The sequence below is a fragment of the Thermostichus sp. OS-CIW-30 genome (assembly GCF_054060215.1).
Genome location: NZ_JBSSCZ010000012.1, coordinates 49,946 through 67,373, shown reverse-complemented (window position 1 = coordinate 67,373; position 17,428 = coordinate 49,946). Strand labels below are relative to the sequence as shown.

Here is a 17,428-nt window from a genome sequence, read left to right as displayed (position 1 = left end):
ACCGAAATTAGCCCGCTTGAAACTGATCGCAGACGCTCAATCTTAGCAGACTCAATGGAAAATTGCTAGATTGGCCACCCCGCGCCGAGCAGTTAAATTGGGAATCCCGAAGCTCCTGTCGAGGAAGCCGCCGCTGTTTCCTCTGGGCTTCTGCTGTGTCGCTCTGAGTGTGTGGTGTGGATATTTCCCTGGATCAGCTCTGGGATGAAGCCCTGTGTCATCTGCAGGTGCAGCTCAGCCGCCCAACCTTTGAGGCTTGGATCAAAACGGCGCGGGCTGAATCGTTGGTGGACAACCGCCTCACCATCTGTACCCCCAGCGAATGGGCACGGGGCTGGCTGCAAAAGCACTACGCTTCCACCATCACCGAGGTGGTGCAGCGGGTAGCCGGGATCCCTTTGCAGGTGGAGTTTTCCGTTTCCCCCCACGCTTCTGTCGAGGCAGAACCCCCTTCAAGGGCGATTTCCCCAACATCGGGCAGAGCCGGCAGCTTACCTGCCTCCACCACTCTAGGACTGGAAGTCGGCGGCAGCCTGCCCATGCGGGCGCCGGATCTCAACCCCAAGTATTCCTTCTCGCGGTTTGTGGTTGGCCCCAACAACCGCATGGCTCACGCTGCAGCTCTGGCTGTGGCCGACAAGCCTGGGCGCGCCTACAACCCCCTGTTTCTCTGCGGTGGGGTGGGTCTGGGCAAAACCCACCTGATGCAGGCCATTGGCCACTACCAACTGGAGGCCAATTCACGCGCCAAGGTCTTCTACGTGTCCACCGAACGGTTTACCAACGATTTAATCGATGCCATCCGGCGAGACAGCATGCAGTCTTTCCGGGAGCACTATCGGGATGTGGATATTTTATTGGTGGATGACGTTCAATTTATCGAAGGCAAAGAGTACACCCAAGAGGAGTTTTTTCACACCTTTAATACGCTGCACGAGTCCGGCAAACAGATCGTACTGGCCGCCGACCGCTCTCCTCATCTGATCCCGCGTCTGCAGGAGCGGCTTTGTTCTCGTTTCTCCATGGGTTTGATTGCGGAAATTCAATCGCCCGATATCGAAACCCGCATGGCCATTCTCAAGAAGAAAGCCGAGTACGAGGGGATGAACCTGCCCGCCGACGTGATCGAGTACATTGCCACCACCTACACCAGCAACATCCGCGAGCTGGAAGGTGCCCTGATCCGCGCCGTCGCCTATGTTTCCATTTCCGGCTTGCCGATGAGCGTGGAGACGATTCAGCCCATCCTCAATCCCCCCAGCGAGCCGAAAGAGATCACCGCCGACATGATTACCGATGTGGTCTGTGAAGAATTCGGCATCGACCGAGACAGTTTACTGGGATCCTCCCGCAAGCGCGACATCAGCCAAGCACGGCAAATTGCCATGTTCTTGATGCGCCACTACACCAACCTCAGCCTGCCCAAAATTGGCGACTACTTTGGGGGAAAAGATCACACCACCGTCCTCTATAGCTGTGAAAAGGTCAGTCAGCTACAGCGGCAAAGTCTGCAATTTGAACGGCAACTGCAAAAATTGGTCGAGCGCTTGCGGGTGGTTGCCAACAGCCGTAGCAGCTAGGCTTTCTGTTGTCGCTGGGCCGTCTTTGAGGTGTTGTTGCCGCCCTTTGGCTCTGCCCGTCTGCGTGGAGAATCCCTCGGAAAGCGGCTACAGTAGGGACGCGATGCATGGGGTTGCAGGCGGTGAGACAGTCTGGCAAAGGGCTTCCCCTGGGTATGCTGCTCCTCTGGGCTGGACTGGTGCCTGGGTGGCCAGTTTGGGCCAATTCCACGCAAGCCAGCATTCAGGATCCGGCGCCAGCCACGCTCTCAGCCGCTTTGGATTTGGGCTTGGATAGCCAACTTTTGGAAGGCAGCCCCGTGTTGCGCCGCTGGCTGCAAAACCCGCCCCATCTCCTGGAAGAAATCCGCAACACCCCTGTCTTGCCCACGCGCTTGCAGGCCGGTTTCGAGTCCTCTTCTCACTGGCGAATCAGCCTACAAGACTTGCGTCTGGGAGATCGCCTCACCCTCAGCGGTGACTATCGCCAATCTTCCGAACATCCCGAAGTGCGCCAGTACGGGTCGGAAATGCGTTACTTTCTGGCCCCCATGGGATCCCGTTTTAATCTGGCGCCACAACTGGGGTATCGGGCTTTGGAACAAAAGAACCGCAGCCTCAGTGGAGTTAGCTATGGGGCTTTTGCTGTTTTGGCCTTGGCTCCGGGAGGTGTAGATTTGACCGGCAGCTACAGTTGGGTTGCCCCCCAGGAGCCGGAAGAAGGACAGGCCACCCTGGCGGAGCTCACTGCTGCCTACGCCATTAGCCCTTCCTTTCGTCTTTCTGCTCGCTATAGCCTGCGCAACTCGACCCTGGATCGGGAGTTTAGCTTTGGCGTTGGGCTGGAGTGGATCCCCTAGCCTGCGCTCTCGCCCTCACTCCCAGGCCCTCTCCCGGTGGAAGAGGAGGGCTGGGGATCGACGCGACTTGGATTTGGGTGATGGCTCCGCTCTGGACTCAATGAATGGCCACCTCAACCCAGCCCAGATCAGAGGCGCACCGCCCGCACAAAGGCCACCCAACCCAAGCTGAGATAACGCTCCAACTGCAGCCCCACCTGTTGAAGGTGCTCGCGCAACTGGGTTTCCGAGAAAAAATGAAGGCCGGTGGCTTCCAGCCATTGCTGCACCATCTGCCCCCATCCCTGTACCTGCTGGCTGTGCATCGAGACAAAGGCCCCTCCCGGTTTCAAGACGCGGGCAATTTCCCGCAAACAGGGATCCAAAGGCACTTCGTTCAAGGTCGCCCCACTGATCACCGCCCCAAAAGTTCCAGAGGCGAGGGGAAGCTGTTCAGCCCGAGCCCGCATCAGGCTGTAGTGCTGCCAGTGGGGCTGCGCTTGTTGAGCGGCTTCCGCCAATACCCCTGCCGCATTGTCCAGGCCGACCACCGTCCGCTGCGGATCCCTGGCCAGAATCAAGCGGCTCCAGTACCCCCCGGCAGTGCCCAAATCCAAGATGGGATCTTCCTCCCCCACCAGCTCGGCCAGCAGTTGACCCTCCCGCTCGCTGCCAAAGCTCTCCCCCGTCAGTAGCGACAGAGCCCAGGGCCGCCAGAGGCGATCGTAGCCCCAGGCGAACCCAGGCAGATGGGCAATGGCTTGGGCCGGGGTGAGATGCAAGTCCGATGAGCTGCCGATAAAATCCACAGCCCCAGAAGCGGTGATGGGGTAAATTTGGCCACAACTGGGACAATAAACCCGATCTGCCACGGATCCCTGTTCCCGCCCTGGTGATTGGGTCAACCCTTCCCGACCGCAGCTCAGGCAGCGATAAAGGTGAACCGGCAAAGCAGAGAGAGAAGAGCGCATGAGATAACCCGACGCAACAGAAAACCCGCTAAAAAAAGGGCAGTTGCCGGGATCCAGCCCCAACAACCCCCCCAGTTGTCTATCTGGCAATGGAGATGGGATCCCCTAGACCAGCTTTGGACTCCGTCCCGCTTCCGCAAGTGGACTGGGCAGGCCGACCTTCTCCGGGATGGGCACATACTCTGAGACAATCGCCCGGAATTCGTCGCCATCCAGGGTTTCCCGTTCCACCAAGGTATCGGCCAATCGATCCAGCAGAGGGCGGTGCTCCAGCAAAATCTGCTTGGCTTTCTGGTAACAGCTCTCCAGGATCTGCCGCACCTGGCGGTCGATCTTGGCGGCCACATCCTCCGAGTACTCGACGCGGTTCATCCAGCCGCCGCCCAAGAATACCTCGTTGTTGGGGGGATCCAGCATCAAGGGCCCCAGCTCAGACATGCCAAAGCGGGTCACCATCTGCCGCACCAGATTCGTGTTCTGCTGCAGGTCGTTGCTGGCTCCGGTGGTCACTTCCGAGTAGCCGAAGACGATCTCTTCGGCCGCCCGACCGCCAAAGCCCACCACCACCCGATCCAGCAGCCAAGCGCGGCTGTACATGCCGGAGTCGATCTGCTCCTCGTTGGGCAGTTGCTGGGCAAAGCCACCTGCGCCGCCGGAACGGGGGATGATGGTCACCTTGTTCAAGGGATCCGCGTGGGGCAAAAGTGTCATCAACAGGGCATGGCCACACTCGTGGTAGGCGATCAGGCGCTTGCTCTTGCCGTCCAGAAGCGGGGGCTTGGTCAGGCCGATGGTGATGCGGTCGATGGCATCGTCAATGTCTTGGTTGGTGATGGCCATGCGCTGACGGCGGGCCGCCAAAATGGCCGCTTCATTGAGCAGGTTGGCCAGATCCGCGCCGGCAAAGCCGGGGGTACGGCGGGCAATCGCCTCCAGGCTGACCTCTTCCGCCAGCTTCTTGTTGCGGGCATGCACCCGCAAGATCTCGTAGCGCCCCTTGAAACTGGGCCGATCCACCGTAACCTGGCGGTCGAAGCGCCCCGGACGCAAGAGAGCGGCATCCAACACATCAGGGCGGTTGGTGGCGGCAATCACGATAATGCCGGTGTTGCCCTCAAAGCCGTCCATCTCGGTGAGCAACTGGTTCAGGGTTTGCTCGCGTTCGTCGTTGCCCCCGCCAATGCCGGCCCCCCGCTGCCGGCCCACCGCGTCAATCTCGTCGATGAAGACGATGCAGGGCGCATTCTCCTTGGCCTTCTTGAAGAGATCCCGCACGCGAGAGGCACCCACCCCGACAAACATTTCCACAAACTCAGAGCCGGACAGGCTAAAGAAAGGCACTCCTGCCTCGCCGGCAATGGCCTTGGCCAGAAGGGTTTTGCCCGTCCCCGGCGGCCCCACCAACAACACGCCTTTGGGGATCTTGGCCCCAACAGCGGTGAAGCGCTCCGGCTTCTTCAAGAAGGTAACCACCTCTTGCAATTCTTCTTTGGCTTCTTCGATGCCGGCCACATCGTCGAACTTAACGCCGGTTTTGGCTTCCATCTGGAAGCGGGCCCGCGATTTGCCGAAGTTCATCGCCTGCCCAGGGCCGCCCGCTCCGCCACCGGCACGCCGCAGGAAAAAGAACAACCCCCCCAACAACAACAGCGGGATCACCAGGTTGCCCAGAAGCGCCCAAAAGGCGCTGCCATTGCGGGTGGGTACCACTGCCACTTCGATCCCCTGCTCGGTGAGGCGGTCCACCAGTTGCGGTACGGTGTTGGGCAGCAGGTTCACTCGGTAGCGGGTGGAATGCTGGGTCTGGGGATCCACAGCCGTAACTTCAGCTACCAGATTGTTGTCCGTGAGGCGCACATCCGTAACCCGCCCCTCCTCGACGTAGCGCAAAAAGCGATCGTAGGTGAGGGCCGAGGCCAAAGCTGCATGGGCGGGTGCAGGCTGCAGCACCAGGCCGGATCCCTGCCAGAGACAAAAGCCCAGCAGGAGGGCGATCAGCCAGCGCTGGGGAGATAGAGGCTTGTTCATAGGGAAGAGAACGCTCGGTTATTAAAAGTCCTTTAACAAACTTAACCTGTCCCTCCTGGAAGGCACAACCCTACCCCCGCAAGGATGAGCTCCTGAGGGATCCCTGCCCCATCCGATGCCCGCCACAAGCCTGCAGTTAGGCCGAGCCGGGGGATCCCAGACCATCCAGCCCATAGACGCGCCGCCACATGGAGTCAGCCAGAGCAGCGGGCATGAGCCGCATCAGCCCCAACGCCACCTTACCCCCCGTGAAAGCGGTGTAGCGGTCGGAAGGGTGAGGATCGGTCATCGCCCTCAGGATCGGCTCCACCACCTTCTCCACCGGCCAGGCCATTTTGTTAAACGAGCTGGCCAGCTCGGCAGTCTTGTCCAAGATCGCTTTGTAGGGGCCATTGGGGTTGACAACAGCGGCAAAGGTTTCTTCCGCCACGCGGCCAAACTCGGTGGCTACCGGCCCCGGCTCGATCAAGATGACCTTGATGCCGAAGGGGGCCACCTCCACCCGCAACGCATCGCTGAGGGCCTCCACAGCAAACTTGGTGGCGTTGTAAACGCCGCTGAAAGGCATCGACATCTGGCCGGCCACCGAGCTGAGGTTGAGGATGCGGCCACTGCCCCGTTCCCGCATTTGGGGCAAGAGGGCACGGGTGAGGGCGTGCAAGCCAAATACATTCACCTCAAACTGGCGCCGCATGGCCGCCACATCCACCTCTTCCACCGGCCCCATCTGGCCATAGCCGGCGTTGTTCACCAGGATATCCACCCGGCCAAAATGATCCAGAGCCTTTTGGGCCAGCGCCTCCACCTGGGCCGTATCGGCCATGTCGGTGGGCACCACCAGCGCCTCCGCCCCCCGACTTTCCACCAAGTCCTTGACGTTTCGCAGCAGCCCCTCCCGACGGGCCGCCAGCACCAAGCGAGCCCCTCGTTTGGCCGCCTCCAGAGCGACGGCTTCCCCAATTCCAGCAGAGGCGCCGGTAATCAGCACCACTTGATTGGCAAGTGAAGGCATGGTTTCTTTTATCCAAACTCTCCACCATCCTAGAAGAACGACCGGGATCCCTGGAGAGGGGCAGCTCCGTCTTCCGAACTTCTGGATTCGGCATCCGCTATCATGGCTACATTGGGTAAACCCAGAAAACAGCCGGGACAAAGCCCGATAGACAGGTCTCTGCTTGGGCTGAAGTCCTATGGTGCTTTGATTTAAAGTAGAGAGTTGTGTATAGGGTGCAGCGACTGTGAAGTACTTCTGCAGGCGAGTTGGCCGAGGTCGATCTCTCTCCCCGGAAGAGCGTTGGGTTGTTACTGAGGTTCGATTGGCTCAATTGCTCAGGGCAGCGGAAGCCAACTTGCGGGCCAATTCTGAGTTGCGCCAACAGCAGCAGGAGCAGCAAAAGCAACTGGAAGCCGAGCGCCGCCACAGCGAAGCCCTAAGAGACTCGACCGCCGATTTGCGCACCAGCGTGATGGAGCTGCGGGAAGGACAGGCCCTTTGGCAGAGCCATGTGGAAGAGCTGCGCTCTTGTCTGCGGGAGCTGCTCAAGGAACAAAGCGAACTGGTGCAGATTGTTGCCCAGCAGCAGCACATCCTGAAGGATTGTCAGGAAGTCATCCGCGCCATGCTGGAGCAAATGCGAGATGACCACCGAGACTTCCGCTCTGCCATCAGCATTTTGCTGGAGGAGCTGCACCAAACCGTGCGCTGTTTGGTTATCAGGTCAGGTGGCACCCTACCCAAGCCCGTTCGCCATCCCGAAGTGCCGGAGACGGATCCCGGCTCCCCGCCGACCGATTCGGCCTCGCCTGGGGAAGGCTCTTCGTCCTAGGGATCTTCTGCTCCCCCAAGAGCTATCCCACATCGCCTTCCGGCAGCCACTGCGGCCAGAACAGGCGCAACTCCCTGACCCGCTCCCCTTTGACCAGGAGGGATCCGCCCCCGGAGCGGCTTTGCAGCGGGATCTCGGCAGGAGAGAAGGAGTACACCTGTTCAGACTCCGTGATCACATCCAGTTGCAGATGGGAAGGCCTCTCCAGCTCGGGGGGGAGACCCACCAAGCCCACCAGCACATCCCCTCGGTCGGAGAAGTGAAAGGCCGGCGCGCCCACTTGACCCCGCTCCAAGATGGGGATCTCCTCCAGAGACAAGCGCTTCAGATAGCCCAACCGGCTGGCCAGAACCAGGATCCCTTGGGAGGGCACCAGCGCCATACCAACTATTCGCTCGGTGCGCCCCAGGCGCAGGGCCGGCGATCCCATAGCCGCCCGACCCATCAGGGGAATCTGTTGGACATCCAGCCGCAGCACCCGTCCCCCTGAAGTAGCCAGGACGACGCTGTAGCCTTGGTGGTCGGGATCCCAAAGGGCTGCCCAGCCCAGCTCATCTCCCTCCTTTAGTTTGAGGACGGTGGATCCCCGTTGGGTGAGGCCCATTAGCTCTGCCAGGGCCAGCCGCTTGATCCGCCCCTGCCGGCTGAGCACCACCAAACTTGCCTTGCCCGGATCCGGATCCAACGTGAAGGTGGCGACGATCGGCTCAGGGTTGGGGAGAAGGGTAACCAGAGGCACCCCCCGTGAGGACCCAGTGCTGAGGGGGATCCCTGCGATGGGCAGGGTGAAAGCTTTGCCGCCGGCGGTGAGCACCAAGATTTCCTGCTCCAGCGTGACGCATTCCAGGCCGACCAGCACATCTTCCCCCAGTTCCCGTTGCGCCGGGTTGCTGCGGGAGCGACGGCTAGGCAGAGGCAGGCGGCGCACATAGCCCTTGCGGGTGAATTGCAGCAAGAAGTGGGTCTCTTCCGTCTCTTCGCCGCTGGGGATTTGGGCCACTTCCGCTTCCAGCTCCGAGGCTGAGAGGATCTGGGTGCGCCGGGGATCCCCGAAGGTCTTTTTCAGGTGTCGCAGCTCTTTTTTCAAATAATTCAAGAGCTTGCGGCGGTCGCTGAGTAGCCCCTGCAGTTCTTCGATGCGGGTCTGCAACTGGGCGTGTTCCTGGTGCAGCCGTTCCCGCTCCAATCCCGTCAGGCGACGCAGAGGCATGGCCAAAATCGTCTCTGCCTGCTGGGGGGTACAGCCCAGGCGAGTTTGCAATTGGGCTTTGGCCGTGGTGCCATCGGGCGCTTGCCGCAGCAGCTCGATCACCCCCTCCAGATCCGCCAACGCCAGCAACATTCCTGCCACCTCTTCCGCCTTGCGCTGCACCTGCTGCAGTTCGGCACGGAACATCCGGTTGAGGGTGGCCTCGCGAAATTGCAAAAAGTGCTGCAGGATCTCTTTGAGGCTCAGCTGCCGCGGTTCCCCGTTCACCAAAGCCAGCAGGATGGCTCCAAAGTTGCTTTGCAAAGGGGTGAGCTTATACAACTGCTGCAAAACCGCCTGTGGGTTGGCCTCTCGCTTCAGCTCCACCACCACGCGAATGCCGCTGCGATCCGACTCATCCCGCAGATCGGCGATGCCGCTGATGCGGTCTTGGTTGGCCAGCTCGGCCACTTTTTCGATCCAGGCGGCTTTGTTCACCTGATAGGGAAACTCGCTGATGACTAGAGCAGGCCGCCGGTGGCGTCCTTTGCCCGGCTGGATCTCCTCAAATCGGGCTACCCCCCGCAGGGTGATGGAACCGCGCCCGGTGAGGTAGGCTGCGCGGATCCCTTGGGTGTCTAAGATTTGGCCGCCGGTGGGAAAATCCGGCCCTGGGATCCACCGCAACAGTTCCTCAGGGCTGAGGTCGGGATGGTCGATCAAAGCCAACAGGCCATCCACCACTTCCCCCAGGTTGTGGGGTGGGATATTGGTGGCCATGCCCACGGCAATGCCGGAAGAGCCGTTGAGCAGCAAAATGGGCAATCGGGCCGGGAGAACGGTGGGCTCCGCCTGGGATCCGTCGAAATTGGGCATGAAATCGACGATCTCTTCCGACACCTGCTCCAGAAGCGCTGTGTGGCTCAGCTCCGCCAGCCGGCACTCCGTGTAGCGCATAGCCGCCGGCGGGTCATCATCCACAGAGCCGAAGTTGCCGTGTCCCGCCACCAGGGGATAGCGGCTGGAAAAGTCTTGCACCATGCGCACCAGCGCGTCATAAACTGCCTGATCCCCGTGGGGGTGATATTTCCCCAGCACATCCCCCACCACCCGTGCGCATTTGCGGTAGGGGCGATCCGGCGTCAGGCCCAGCTCGTGCATGGCGTAGAGGATGCGGCGGTGTACCGGCTTGAGGCCATCCCGCACATCCGGCAAGGCCCGCCCCACGATCACGCTCATGGCGTATTCCAGGTAGGAGCGCTGCATCTCCCCCTGCAAATCGGTTACAATCACCCGACCCAGACGGGATCCCCCACCCGAGCCAAATCCCAGTCCGTCGAGAGTCAGTTGCTGAGTCATGGCACAAAGGAGCGGAACGCTTTCCAGGTTACTGTAGCCGTTTCTCTGGTTCTTGCGAGGTGGGATCCCACACTGACAGGGGCTGAGAGACTGGAAATGCTGCTCACTATCCATCGAGTTGTATCCATGCGTTTCTCTGAAAGAGCTCAACCTTTGCTCGTTGTGGTATCGATCGGCGTGGGTCTGGCCCTCACAGGATGGCCAAACTCTGTCCAAATCTTAAGAGGCTGGGTACAACCTCTGTTGGCTTTGCTGCTTTATCTCACTTTCCTGGGCATTCCACTCGCATCTGGGGGAAAGGTTTTTTTCAGAAACTTGAGCAGGTTAATCGCGCTTCTAAAGCTGTATTGGCAGTGGCGTTGGCCAGTTTGTCGATCAACTTTCTGTGGACTCCGATTTTTGCCTGGGGATTGGGGGCTGTTTTTTTATCGGATCTGCCAGATTTGTGGGTTGGCCTGCTCATGTTGATGGTAACTCCTTGTACGGATTGGTATTTGGTTTTTACAGGGATAGCGGGTGGAAATGTGGTTTTAGCAACGGCCCTGTTGCCTGTTAATTTGGTTCTGCAAGTTTTGCTTTTGCCAGTTTATCTTTTGCTTTTGGCAGGAGATTTAGTCGAATTAAATGTTGAAATTTTATTGTCAGGCTTGTTTTGGATCCTTTTCTTGCCTTTGCTGGCAGCAGCACTCACACAATACTCCATTCGGCAAATCAAAACGGAACGTGGAGAGAGGGGATCCCTTGAAAGCTATCAAGACCGGATTAGCATCATGCAGATTGTGGCTTTGAATCTAGCGATAGTTTTTATTTTTGCCACTGAAGGAAGCATTCTCGCTGAGAATCCAGCCCTACTTTTCAAGCTTCTGCCTCCCATTCTGGTTTTTTTCGCCGTCAACTTCCTCTTGGCTTACCAGGTCAGCCGCTGGCTGGGTTTGGCTTATGAGGAGTGGGTCTGTTTGACCTGTACAACCTTGGCTCGCAATTCTCCGCTTGCTTTGGCCATTGCTGCTTCTGCTTTTCCGCAGCGTCCGTTGATCCTTCTGGCTTTGGTGATCGGCCCCCTGATCGAGCTGCCAGTTTTGACGATTGTTGCCCAGATGCTGTTGCAAATTCGACAGAAGAGATGCTGGAAGCAGGCTCGACGCTAGTTGAGGTGGCGCTCGGCCAATTCTAGCCAACGGGCGGTCCCGGAGTCGATGGCGGCGGTTAAGTCTGCCAGTTTCTGGGCTAACTTTTGCACTTCGCTGTAGCCGCTGGGAGGGTTGCGATAAAGGATCTGCTCAATTTCAGCTTTTTCTGCCTCCATCTGCGGAATTTGGCTTTCAAGCTGCTCATATTCCCGTTTTTCTTTGAAGGAGAGTTTTCTGCTTTGTGGGATCCTATCAAGCTCTTTTTCAGGCTGGGGAATGAGAGGGACAGACTCAGGGCGGGCGGATTTGATCTCACTCTCTTGGCGCTGCTTATGCTCCAGATAAACAGAATAGTTGCCAGGATATTGCCGGATTCGGCCGGATCCCTCAAAGGCGAAGATGCGATTCACGGTGCGATCCAAAAAATAGCGGTCATGAGACACCACGATCACACAACCATTGAATTCTTCCAGATAGTCTTCCAATACTGCCAAGGTTTGCACATCCAGATCATTGGTGGGCTCATCCAAAATCAACACATTCGGCGCTTGCATCAACACCCTCAACAAAAACAAGCGGCGGCGCTCACCACCGGAAAGTTTGTGGAGTGGGGCATATTGTTGATTGGGGGGAAAGAGAAAGCGCTCCAACATTTGCGATGCGGTGATCGTCTCCCCATCGGCAGTTTTCACCAGCTCTGCCACTTCTTTGAGGTACTCGATCACCCGTTGGTCGGGGTTGAGGCTGAGATCGTCAGAGTGTTGGTCGAAGTAGCCAATGTGGATGGTGGGGCCAATCTCCACTCGGCCCGCATCTGGAGCCAATTTGCCGATGATGATATTCATCAAAGTCGATTTTCCCGCCCCATTGGGGCCAATAATGCCCACCCGATCATCGGGGGCAAAGGTATAGGTAAAGTCTTGAATGAGGAGTTGGTCGCCGTAGGATTTGTGGATCCCTTCTAGCTCGATCACCTTTTTGCCGATGCGACGCCCGGCGGTCGCAATATCCACTTGTCCCAGAGCTTGCTTGAATTCTTGATTTTGTAGGTCTTCGATGCGCTGTTTGCGGGCTTTTTGCTTGGTGCTGCGGGCTTTGGCGCCTCGTTTGAGCCATTCCAATTCCCGCCGTAAGAGATTGGCATACTTGCGTTGGGATCCCTTTTCGACCGCTTCAGCAGCCGCTTTTTTCTCCAGGTAGTAAGAGTAGTTGCCGCTGTAGGCATACAGATCGCCGCGATCAATTTCCAGAATGCGCTGGGTAACCCGATCCAAAAAATAGCGGTCGTGGGTGATCAGCAGCACTGCCCCAGCAAAACGATTCAAATAATCTTGCAACCATTCCACCGATTCGGCATCCAAGTGGTTGGTGGGCTCATCCATCAGTAGAGCATCTGGCTCTGCCAAGAGGGCTGACGCAATGGCAATCCGCTTACGGTATCCCCCCGACAAATCGCCAACGCGGGCCTGAAAGTCTGCAATGCCCAAACGGCTGAGAATGGTTTTGGCCTGGGTTTCCAGATCCCAAGCGGATTCCACCTCGATACGCTCGCTAATACTGGCCAACTGGGATAACAGACTGGGATCCCCACCTTGATGGGCCAAGCGATGGGAAAGCTCCTCGTAGGCTCGGATCAGGCGCATTTTTTCTCCGGCAGCCGCAAACACCTGCTCCAGCACCGTATGCTCGGGATCCATCTCTGGCTGTTGGGGTAGGTAGATTATCCTCGCCCCAGAACTGACCCAGAGGTCGCCCCCATCGATGGGTTCTAGGCCAGCGATCATCTTGAGCAGTGTGGATTTTCCGGAACCGTTGGTGCCGATGATGCCGACTTTATCGCCTTCTTCTAGGCTGAAACTGGCATTCCTCAGGAGTTCCTTGATGCCAAAATCTTTGCGAACGGAGTTGAGGGTGAACAGGGCCATGGGGGATCAGGATGCTGGGATCTGCAGGATAGGTCTGCAACGATGATACTGTCCGGCTCGATCCTGACTGTCGCAGGACAACAAAAAGGGATCCCCGATCGAGAAGGGATCCCATAAGTGAAAGATCTGCTGGAGAGGATTTAGAGCTTGTACTCCACGCCGCTGGCTTTATCAATAGTGCGGATCACTTCCCAATACTCTTTGTAAGTGATGGTAATGAACTGCTCCCCACCACTCTTGCCAAACTCTTCCGCTAGCTTGGTGCCTTCCCACTTAAAGGTGAAGAAAGCCTCTTTCACTTTTTCCGCCACTTCTGGGTGGAGGTTGTAGACAACTCCATAGGCTGTGGTGGGGAAAGTTTGAGATTTGTAGATGGTGCGAATTTTGCTGGGATCAATCGTGCCCCGCTTGGCCATGCGGGTCATCACGGAGTTGGCAATAGCCGCCGCCTCGTAGTCACCGTTAAACACACCCAAGATAGAGTTCTCGTGGTTGCCTGAGAAGACAGTTTGGTAGTCAACCCCGGGCTCCATGCCAAATTCCCCTTTCAGCAGCGCCGAAGGAGCCTTAAAGCCAGAGTTGGAGGTTTCGCTAGTGAAAGCCAATTGCCGACCGCGCAGATCTTCGATGGATTGGATATCGCTATCGGCAGGAACGATGATCTCCATTTCGTAGCCGAAGCTGCCATCCAAGCTGGCCATCATAGCAAAAGGACGGAAGCCCACCGCATTCACCGCCAAAGGGACAGAGCCGGTGTTAAAGCCGGTCACATGCAGACGGCCCGCCCGCATCGCTTCCAACTGAGCAGCATTGGACTGCACTGGGAAGTATTCCACCTTCTTGCCGGTTAACTCTGCCAAGTGATCGAGAAACTCAGCCCAAACGTTCTTGTAAACTGAGGGATCCTCAACGGGGGTGTAGGCAAAGATCAGGGTATCCGGATTGATCCACTCGTTCGGATCTTCCGGCACATCGGCAATCAAATCGCCATCGCGGTCGCAGAAGCGCACATCCATCTCCGGCGGACGGGGGCAATCTTTGGCCTGGGCATGCACCAGTCCAGACAGGGCTACAGAAGCACCGGCCACGGTGGCAACTAGCCCCACGAGCAAAGAGCGACGGCCTGCCAAGAAAGTTTTCATCATAGTGTCTATTGACTCCTCAATGAGGGCTCAGTGTTTCTTCAAGGAACAGATAGAAAATAGCAGGCTAGAGTTAACTTTTTGTTAAGCGAAGATTCAGAAAAGGTAATCTCCACTCAAAATCCGCAGAATTTCAGAGAGGGATCCCAGTGATTGCTACTGATACGCTGGGTTTACCCGTAGAACTCACTCCCAGGCCCGAATGGCCGAAATGGCCACCAGCAAGCTACCAAAACCGACAACACCCGCCAAAAATGCCCCAAAGTGCCCTTCGGTTTCGGGTAGCTCGTGCTTCAGCACTTGAAAGATTAAAACCCCCGCTACAAAGGCAATGCTGGCGGCTAAGGCTATCTCCGGCAAAATGGCCCTTTGCCCCATCAGCCAACCGACAAAAAGGGATCCGATCAACAGCCAACGCCCTTGGTGCTGAAATAAGTGGGGATGATGCTCAAATAGATCTTTACAGACGATGCTGAGGTGGATAGCCAAAGCGATGGTCAGCAACAGGCAACTGAGCCATTCTTGCACCGTGTGTCTTAGCAAATAACCCAGAATTACGCTGTAGAGCGTAAAGAAACCAATGTGAACGGAAAATATCCTTGGATGCAGCAATGCCTCTTGCTTGGAAGATTGGGCCAGCCCCTCCAACCCATATACCGTAACAATGCCCAGCAACATGAGCAGATGAATGTGTTCAATCAAATAGCCCAACACAGGCACTTCTAGGGGCATCAAGTGTTGTTGCAGCTCCGTCACTTCCGCCAAAAAAGCCGTGAACACATAGGCCAGAGAAATCCCTCCACCCAGAGAGAGCCAGTAGCGCTGCGGAATGTTGTGCAGGAGTTGCTGTAGCCGCCGGGTGAAGAAGATCACCCCAATCAAGGTCAGCAGAAGGAGTAGGCTGAACATCTTGGCACCACAACTTGCAGAACTGTACCCACGTAAATACGCGGAGGAACTCCCTCGCAGATACCTTGGGCCGTCAGGCTGGGAGCTGGATTGATGAACCCTGCAAGAGAAACTCCTCTCTTATTACCCCCGCTCCAGCTGAGAATGCAGCCCATTTTGCCTGAGAGTGGGCTGAGAAACCGCAGATCAACCGCTTTTTCGTCCTCCTTGAAACCATTGACCTTGGCATCATGCTATGAGTTGATGCGACGGGATCCGATACATCAAGCCATGCCCACCCCCCCTATTCACTTTGGCACCGACGGCTGGCGAGCCGTGATTGCCGATGCCTTTACTTTCCAAAACTTGGCCCTTGCCGCCCAGGCCAGCGCCCAAGTGTTGGCCCGCACCTACCCCGGCGAAGGGATCCTGGTCGGCTACGACAACCGCTTTCTTTCGGAACGCTTTGCCGCCCACGTTGCTGAGGTGGTGGCCCGCCTGGGGATCCCAGTTTACCTCTCCACCTGTGTGGCCCCAACGCCGGCCTTTAGCTGGGGTGCCAAGGAGCGGGGCTGCCACGGCGCTTTGGTGATCACCGCCAGCCACAACCCCCCCCACTATTCCGGCCTCAAGGTCAAGGGGGGATTTGGCGGATCCGTGCCACCGGAAGTCACTGCCGCCATCGAGCAGGATATGCGCCACCTGCAACCTCTGGGATCCCACAAGGCCCCCATTCACGCCTGGGATCCCTGGCCTGGCTACCTGGCCCAGCTCAGCCGCTTTGTGGATCTGGAAAAGCTCAAAGGATCCCCGGCCAAGATTTGGGTGGATGTCATGTTTGGCTCTGGCGCTGGCGGCCTCAAGCGCCTCTTGGGGGAGAAGGTGATTGAATTGCAGGCGCATCGGGATCCCTTGTTTGGGGGATTTCCCCCCGAGCCCTTGCCCCAAAACCTGCAGGCTTCTGCTCAGATCATCGCGGCGGATCCCGCCCCCTTGAAAATGGGTTTGGTCTTTGATGGAGATGCCGACCGCATTGCCGCCCTGGATGGGCAGGGCCATTTCCTCAGCCCGCAGATCCTGATCCCCATCTTGATCGACCACCTGGCCGGGCGACGCGGCTTGCGGGGCGAGATTGTCAAAACCATCAGCGGCTCCGAACTGTTTGTTAAAGTTGCGGAGCACTACGGCCTGCCGGTTACGGAAATGCCGGTGGGCTTTAAGTACATCGCCGAGCGCATGATGAGCACCCAGGTGCTGTTGGGCGGAGAAGAATCGGGCGGCATCGGCTACCTGGGCCACATTCCCGAGCGGGATGCCCTGCTTTCGGCCCTGTATCTCATCGAAGCGGTTACGGAAACCGGCCAAGATCTCAGCGCCCTTTACCGAGCTTTGCAGGAACGGGAAGGGTTCACCTCTGTTTACCTGCGCCGCGATCTCCACCTCGCCGATCAAAATCAACAAACCCAGCTCTTCCAGCGGCTGCAAAAGGATCCCCCGCTTGAGATTTTGGGGCAGCAGGTGATCAAACATTTCGACAAAGATGGCCACAAATTCACCCTCGCCAACGGCAGTTGGGTGATGATTCGCGGCAGCGGCACCGAGCCTCTGCTGCGGCTGTACTCGGAAGCCAAAACCCCGGAAGAAGTGAATCGCCTGCTGGATTGGGCAGCCGGCTTGAACAGCACAACAGCTTAATATCCCAGATAATCTTTTGCGCAAAGCTGGATCCCTTTGACTCTTGAGTGCAGAGACTGAGAGGCTGCCAAACTGCGGCAGCCTACAGGGTTGGCCTCTCCCCCCAAGCTCTGCTGAGCAGCATAGGAATGCTCACAGCTTGACCCATCTGCCTCACTTTTACTTGGGTCAAGGGTAAGAACTCTACTTAAAAGTTACGGTGTAAAAGTTACAGTAGCTGAACCAGAAATCGCTGGCGGCGCGCCATTGCTCAAGAGAGTAACTGGTGGGTTGGTGTAGGTCACTGGTAGTGGTGGTGGTGGAGGCAGGGGCGGAGCTTGCTCGACCGATACAGAAACCACGCAGGAGGCGCCTGCGGCTAGGCTTCCGCCCGCGAGAGAAATCGTGGTCGTACCAGCATTTGCTGTCAGCGTGCCACCGCAGGTGTTTGAGGTAACTGCTGGAGTCGTAATTTGTAACCCTGAAGCCGGAACGTTGGGCAAAATGTCGATGAAACTGAGGCCGGTTATGGGAACAGTTGCAGTGTTCGTAATTGTGAAGACAACAGTTACGACGTTGCCGTTTGTAGTCGGGTTAGGAACAAACTGCTTAGTGAACGTTGGAGCAGCCAAGGGGCCTGGGGGCAAGCCAATAATGCTAGGAGAGGGATTGGGAGTGGGCAGGGGCGGGGTGGATGGCAGCCCTACCCCCGTTCCTCCGGGTTCTGTGTTTGGGTTTTGCACAGGGATGATTGGCCCTGGCAGCGAGCTGATTGGATTCCTCTCTTTAGTTTGTTGACAAGCTGTTAGCAAGCCCAAGCACAAGCAAGCCAAAACCCCAGCTACTTTTCCCGTTTTCATTCCCTCATCCTCCTGCCATTCAACTCTCTCGTGGCACA

The 17,428-nt window shown here is 57.6% G+C and carries 13 protein-coding genes; 5 read left to right on the top strand and 8 right to left on the bottom strand.

From position 1 onward, the window contains the following. Positions 1-176: 176 nt before the first annotated feature. Both dnaA and ACVWZF_RS06785 read left to right on the top strand, forming a co-directional pair. A complete protein-coding gene (gene dnaA / locus ACVWZF_RS06790; protein ID WP_414382552.1) occupies positions 177-1,580 on the top strand; it encodes a chromosomal replication initiator protein DnaA in 1,404 nt (467 codons plus the stop codon). A gap of 155 nt (positions 1,581-1,735) precedes the next feature. Continuing rightward, entirely contained in the window at positions 1,736-2,419 is a 684-nt protein-coding gene (locus tag ACVWZF_RS06785; protein ID WP_148202667.1) for a hypothetical protein, read from the top strand. Positions 2,420-2,547: 128 nt separating this feature from the next. Here the strand turns inward: ACVWZF_RS06785 and ACVWZF_RS06780 are convergent, their stop codons facing one another. The 3 genes from ACVWZF_RS06780 to ACVWZF_RS06770 form a co-directional block, all read right to left on the bottom strand. Then, complete coding sequence (locus ACVWZF_RS06780; RefSeq protein WP_457411148.1) at positions 2,548-3,369, bottom strand: class I SAM-dependent methyltransferase; 822 nt, start codon at positions 3,367-3,369, stop codon at positions 2,548-2,550. Between the two features lie 105 nt (positions 3,370-3,474). Then, a complete protein-coding gene (gene ftsH, locus ACVWZF_RS06775; protein ID WP_457411147.1) occupies positions 3,475-5,397 on the bottom strand; it encodes an ATP-dependent zinc metalloprotease FtsH in 1,923 nt (640 codons plus the stop codon). A gap of 136 nt (positions 5,398-5,533) precedes the next feature. Continuing rightward, a complete protein-coding gene (locus ACVWZF_RS06770; RefSeq protein WP_011431678.1) occupies positions 5,534-6,409 on the bottom strand; it encodes an SDR family NAD(P)-dependent oxidoreductase in 876 nt (291 codons plus the stop codon). Between the two features lie 226 nt (positions 6,410-6,635). On the opposite strand from ACVWZF_RS06770, the gene ACVWZF_RS06765 reads away from it, so the two are divergent. After that, complete coding sequence (locus ACVWZF_RS06765) at positions 6,636-7,223, top strand: hypothetical protein (RefSeq protein ID WP_011431680.1); 588 nt, start codon at positions 6,636-6,638, stop codon at positions 7,221-7,223. 22 nt (positions 7,224-7,245) lie between these two features. Here ACVWZF_RS06765 and ACVWZF_RS06760 read toward each other — a convergent pair whose 3' ends face one another. Continuing rightward, positions 7,246-9,771: a DNA gyrase/topoisomerase IV subunit A gene (locus tag ACVWZF_RS06760; RefSeq protein WP_049749540.1), complete on the bottom strand. Its 2,526-nt coding sequence runs from the start codon at positions 9,769-9,771 to the stop codon at positions 7,246-7,248. 197 nt (positions 9,772-9,968) lie between these two features. Here ACVWZF_RS06760 and ACVWZF_RS06755 point away from each other — a divergent pair, with 197 nt between their 5' ends. Next, positions 9,969-10,919: an arsenic resistance protein gene (locus ACVWZF_RS06755; RefSeq protein ID WP_083757623.1), complete on the top strand. Its 951-nt coding sequence runs from the start codon at positions 9,969-9,971 to the stop codon at positions 10,917-10,919. Here the strand turns inward: ACVWZF_RS06755 and ACVWZF_RS06750 are convergent. The 3 genes from ACVWZF_RS06750 to ACVWZF_RS06740 all read right to left on the bottom strand — a co-directional run bounded on the left by ACVWZF_RS06750 (position 10,916) and on the right by ACVWZF_RS06740 (position 14,877). Continuing rightward, a complete protein-coding gene (locus ACVWZF_RS06750; RefSeq protein ID WP_011431682.1) occupies positions 10,916-12,826 on the bottom strand; it encodes an ABC-F family ATP-binding cassette domain-containing protein in 1,911 nt (636 codons plus the stop codon). The genes ACVWZF_RS06755 and ACVWZF_RS06750 overlap by 4 nt on opposite strands. A 140-nt stretch (positions 12,827-12,966) precedes the next feature. Beyond that, positions 12,967-13,971 (bottom strand): phosphate/phosphite/phosphonate ABC transporter substrate-binding protein, encoded by a 1,005-nt coding sequence (gene phnD / locus ACVWZF_RS06745; protein WP_011431683.1) that lies wholly within the window; start codon positions 13,969-13,971, stop codon positions 12,967-12,969. Between the two features lie 183 nt (positions 13,972-14,154). After that, positions 14,155-14,877, bottom strand: coding sequence for a hypothetical protein (locus ACVWZF_RS06740; RefSeq protein WP_011431684.1), 723 nt, complete (start codon positions 14,875-14,877; stop codon positions 14,155-14,157). Between the two features lie 270 nt (positions 14,878-15,147). On the opposite strand from ACVWZF_RS06740, the gene ACVWZF_RS06735 reads away from it, so the two are divergent. Next, positions 15,148-16,551, top strand: a complete 1,404-nt coding sequence (locus ACVWZF_RS06735) for a phosphoglucomutase/phosphomannomutase family protein (RefSeq protein ID WP_457411145.1) — start codon at positions 15,148-15,150, stop codon at positions 16,549-16,551. A 194-nt stretch (positions 16,552-16,745) separates the two neighbouring features. On the opposite strand, the gene ACVWZF_RS06730 is transcribed toward ACVWZF_RS06735, so the two are convergent. After that, positions 16,746-17,390: a DUF7933 domain-containing protein gene (locus ACVWZF_RS06730; protein WP_457411143.1), complete on the bottom strand. Its 645-nt coding sequence runs from the start codon at positions 17,388-17,390 to the stop codon at positions 16,746-16,748. Positions 17,391-17,428 lie beyond the last annotated feature (38 nt).

Coding starts and splice junctions, on each gene's coding strand:
- ACVWZF_RS06785 (WP_148202667.1), top strand. CDS start 1,736: ATGCTGCTCCTCTGGGCTGGACTGGTGCCTGGGTGGCCAGTTTGGGCC.
- ACVWZF_RS06780 (WP_457411148.1), bottom strand. CDS start 3,369: ATGCGCTCTTCTCTCTCTGCTTTGCCGGTTCACCTTTATCGCTGCCTG.
- ftsH (WP_457411147.1), bottom strand. CDS start 5,397: ATGAACAAGCCTCTATCTCCCCAGCGCTGGCTGATCGCCCTCCTGCTG.
- ACVWZF_RS06770 (WP_011431678.1), bottom strand. CDS start 6,409: ATGCCTTCACTTGCCAATCAAGTGGTGCTGATTACCGGCGCCTCTGCT.
- ACVWZF_RS06760 (WP_049749540.1), bottom strand. CDS start 9,771: ATGACTCAGCAACTGACTCTCGACGGACTGGGATTTGGCTCGGGTGGG.
- ACVWZF_RS06755 (WP_083757623.1), top strand. CDS start 9,969: ATGGCCAAACTCTGTCCAAATCTTAAGAGGCTGGGTACAACCTCTGTT.
- ACVWZF_RS06750 (WP_011431682.1), bottom strand. CDS start 12,826: ATGGCCCTGTTCACCCTCAACTCCGTTCGCAAAGATTTTGGCATCAAG.
- phnD (WP_011431683.1), bottom strand. CDS start 13,971: ATGATGAAAACTTTCTTGGCAGGCCGTCGCTCTTTGCTCGTGGGGCTA.
- ACVWZF_RS06740 (WP_011431684.1), bottom strand. CDS start 14,877: ATGTTCAGCCTACTCCTTCTGCTGACCTTGATTGGGGTGATCTTCTTC.
- ACVWZF_RS06735 (WP_457411145.1), top strand. CDS start 15,148: ATGCCCACCCCCCCTATTCACTTTGGCACCGACGGCTGGCGAGCCGTG.
- ACVWZF_RS06730 (WP_457411143.1), bottom strand. CDS start 17,390: ATGAAAACGGGAAAAGTAGCTGGGGTTTTGGCTTGCTTGTGCTTGGGC.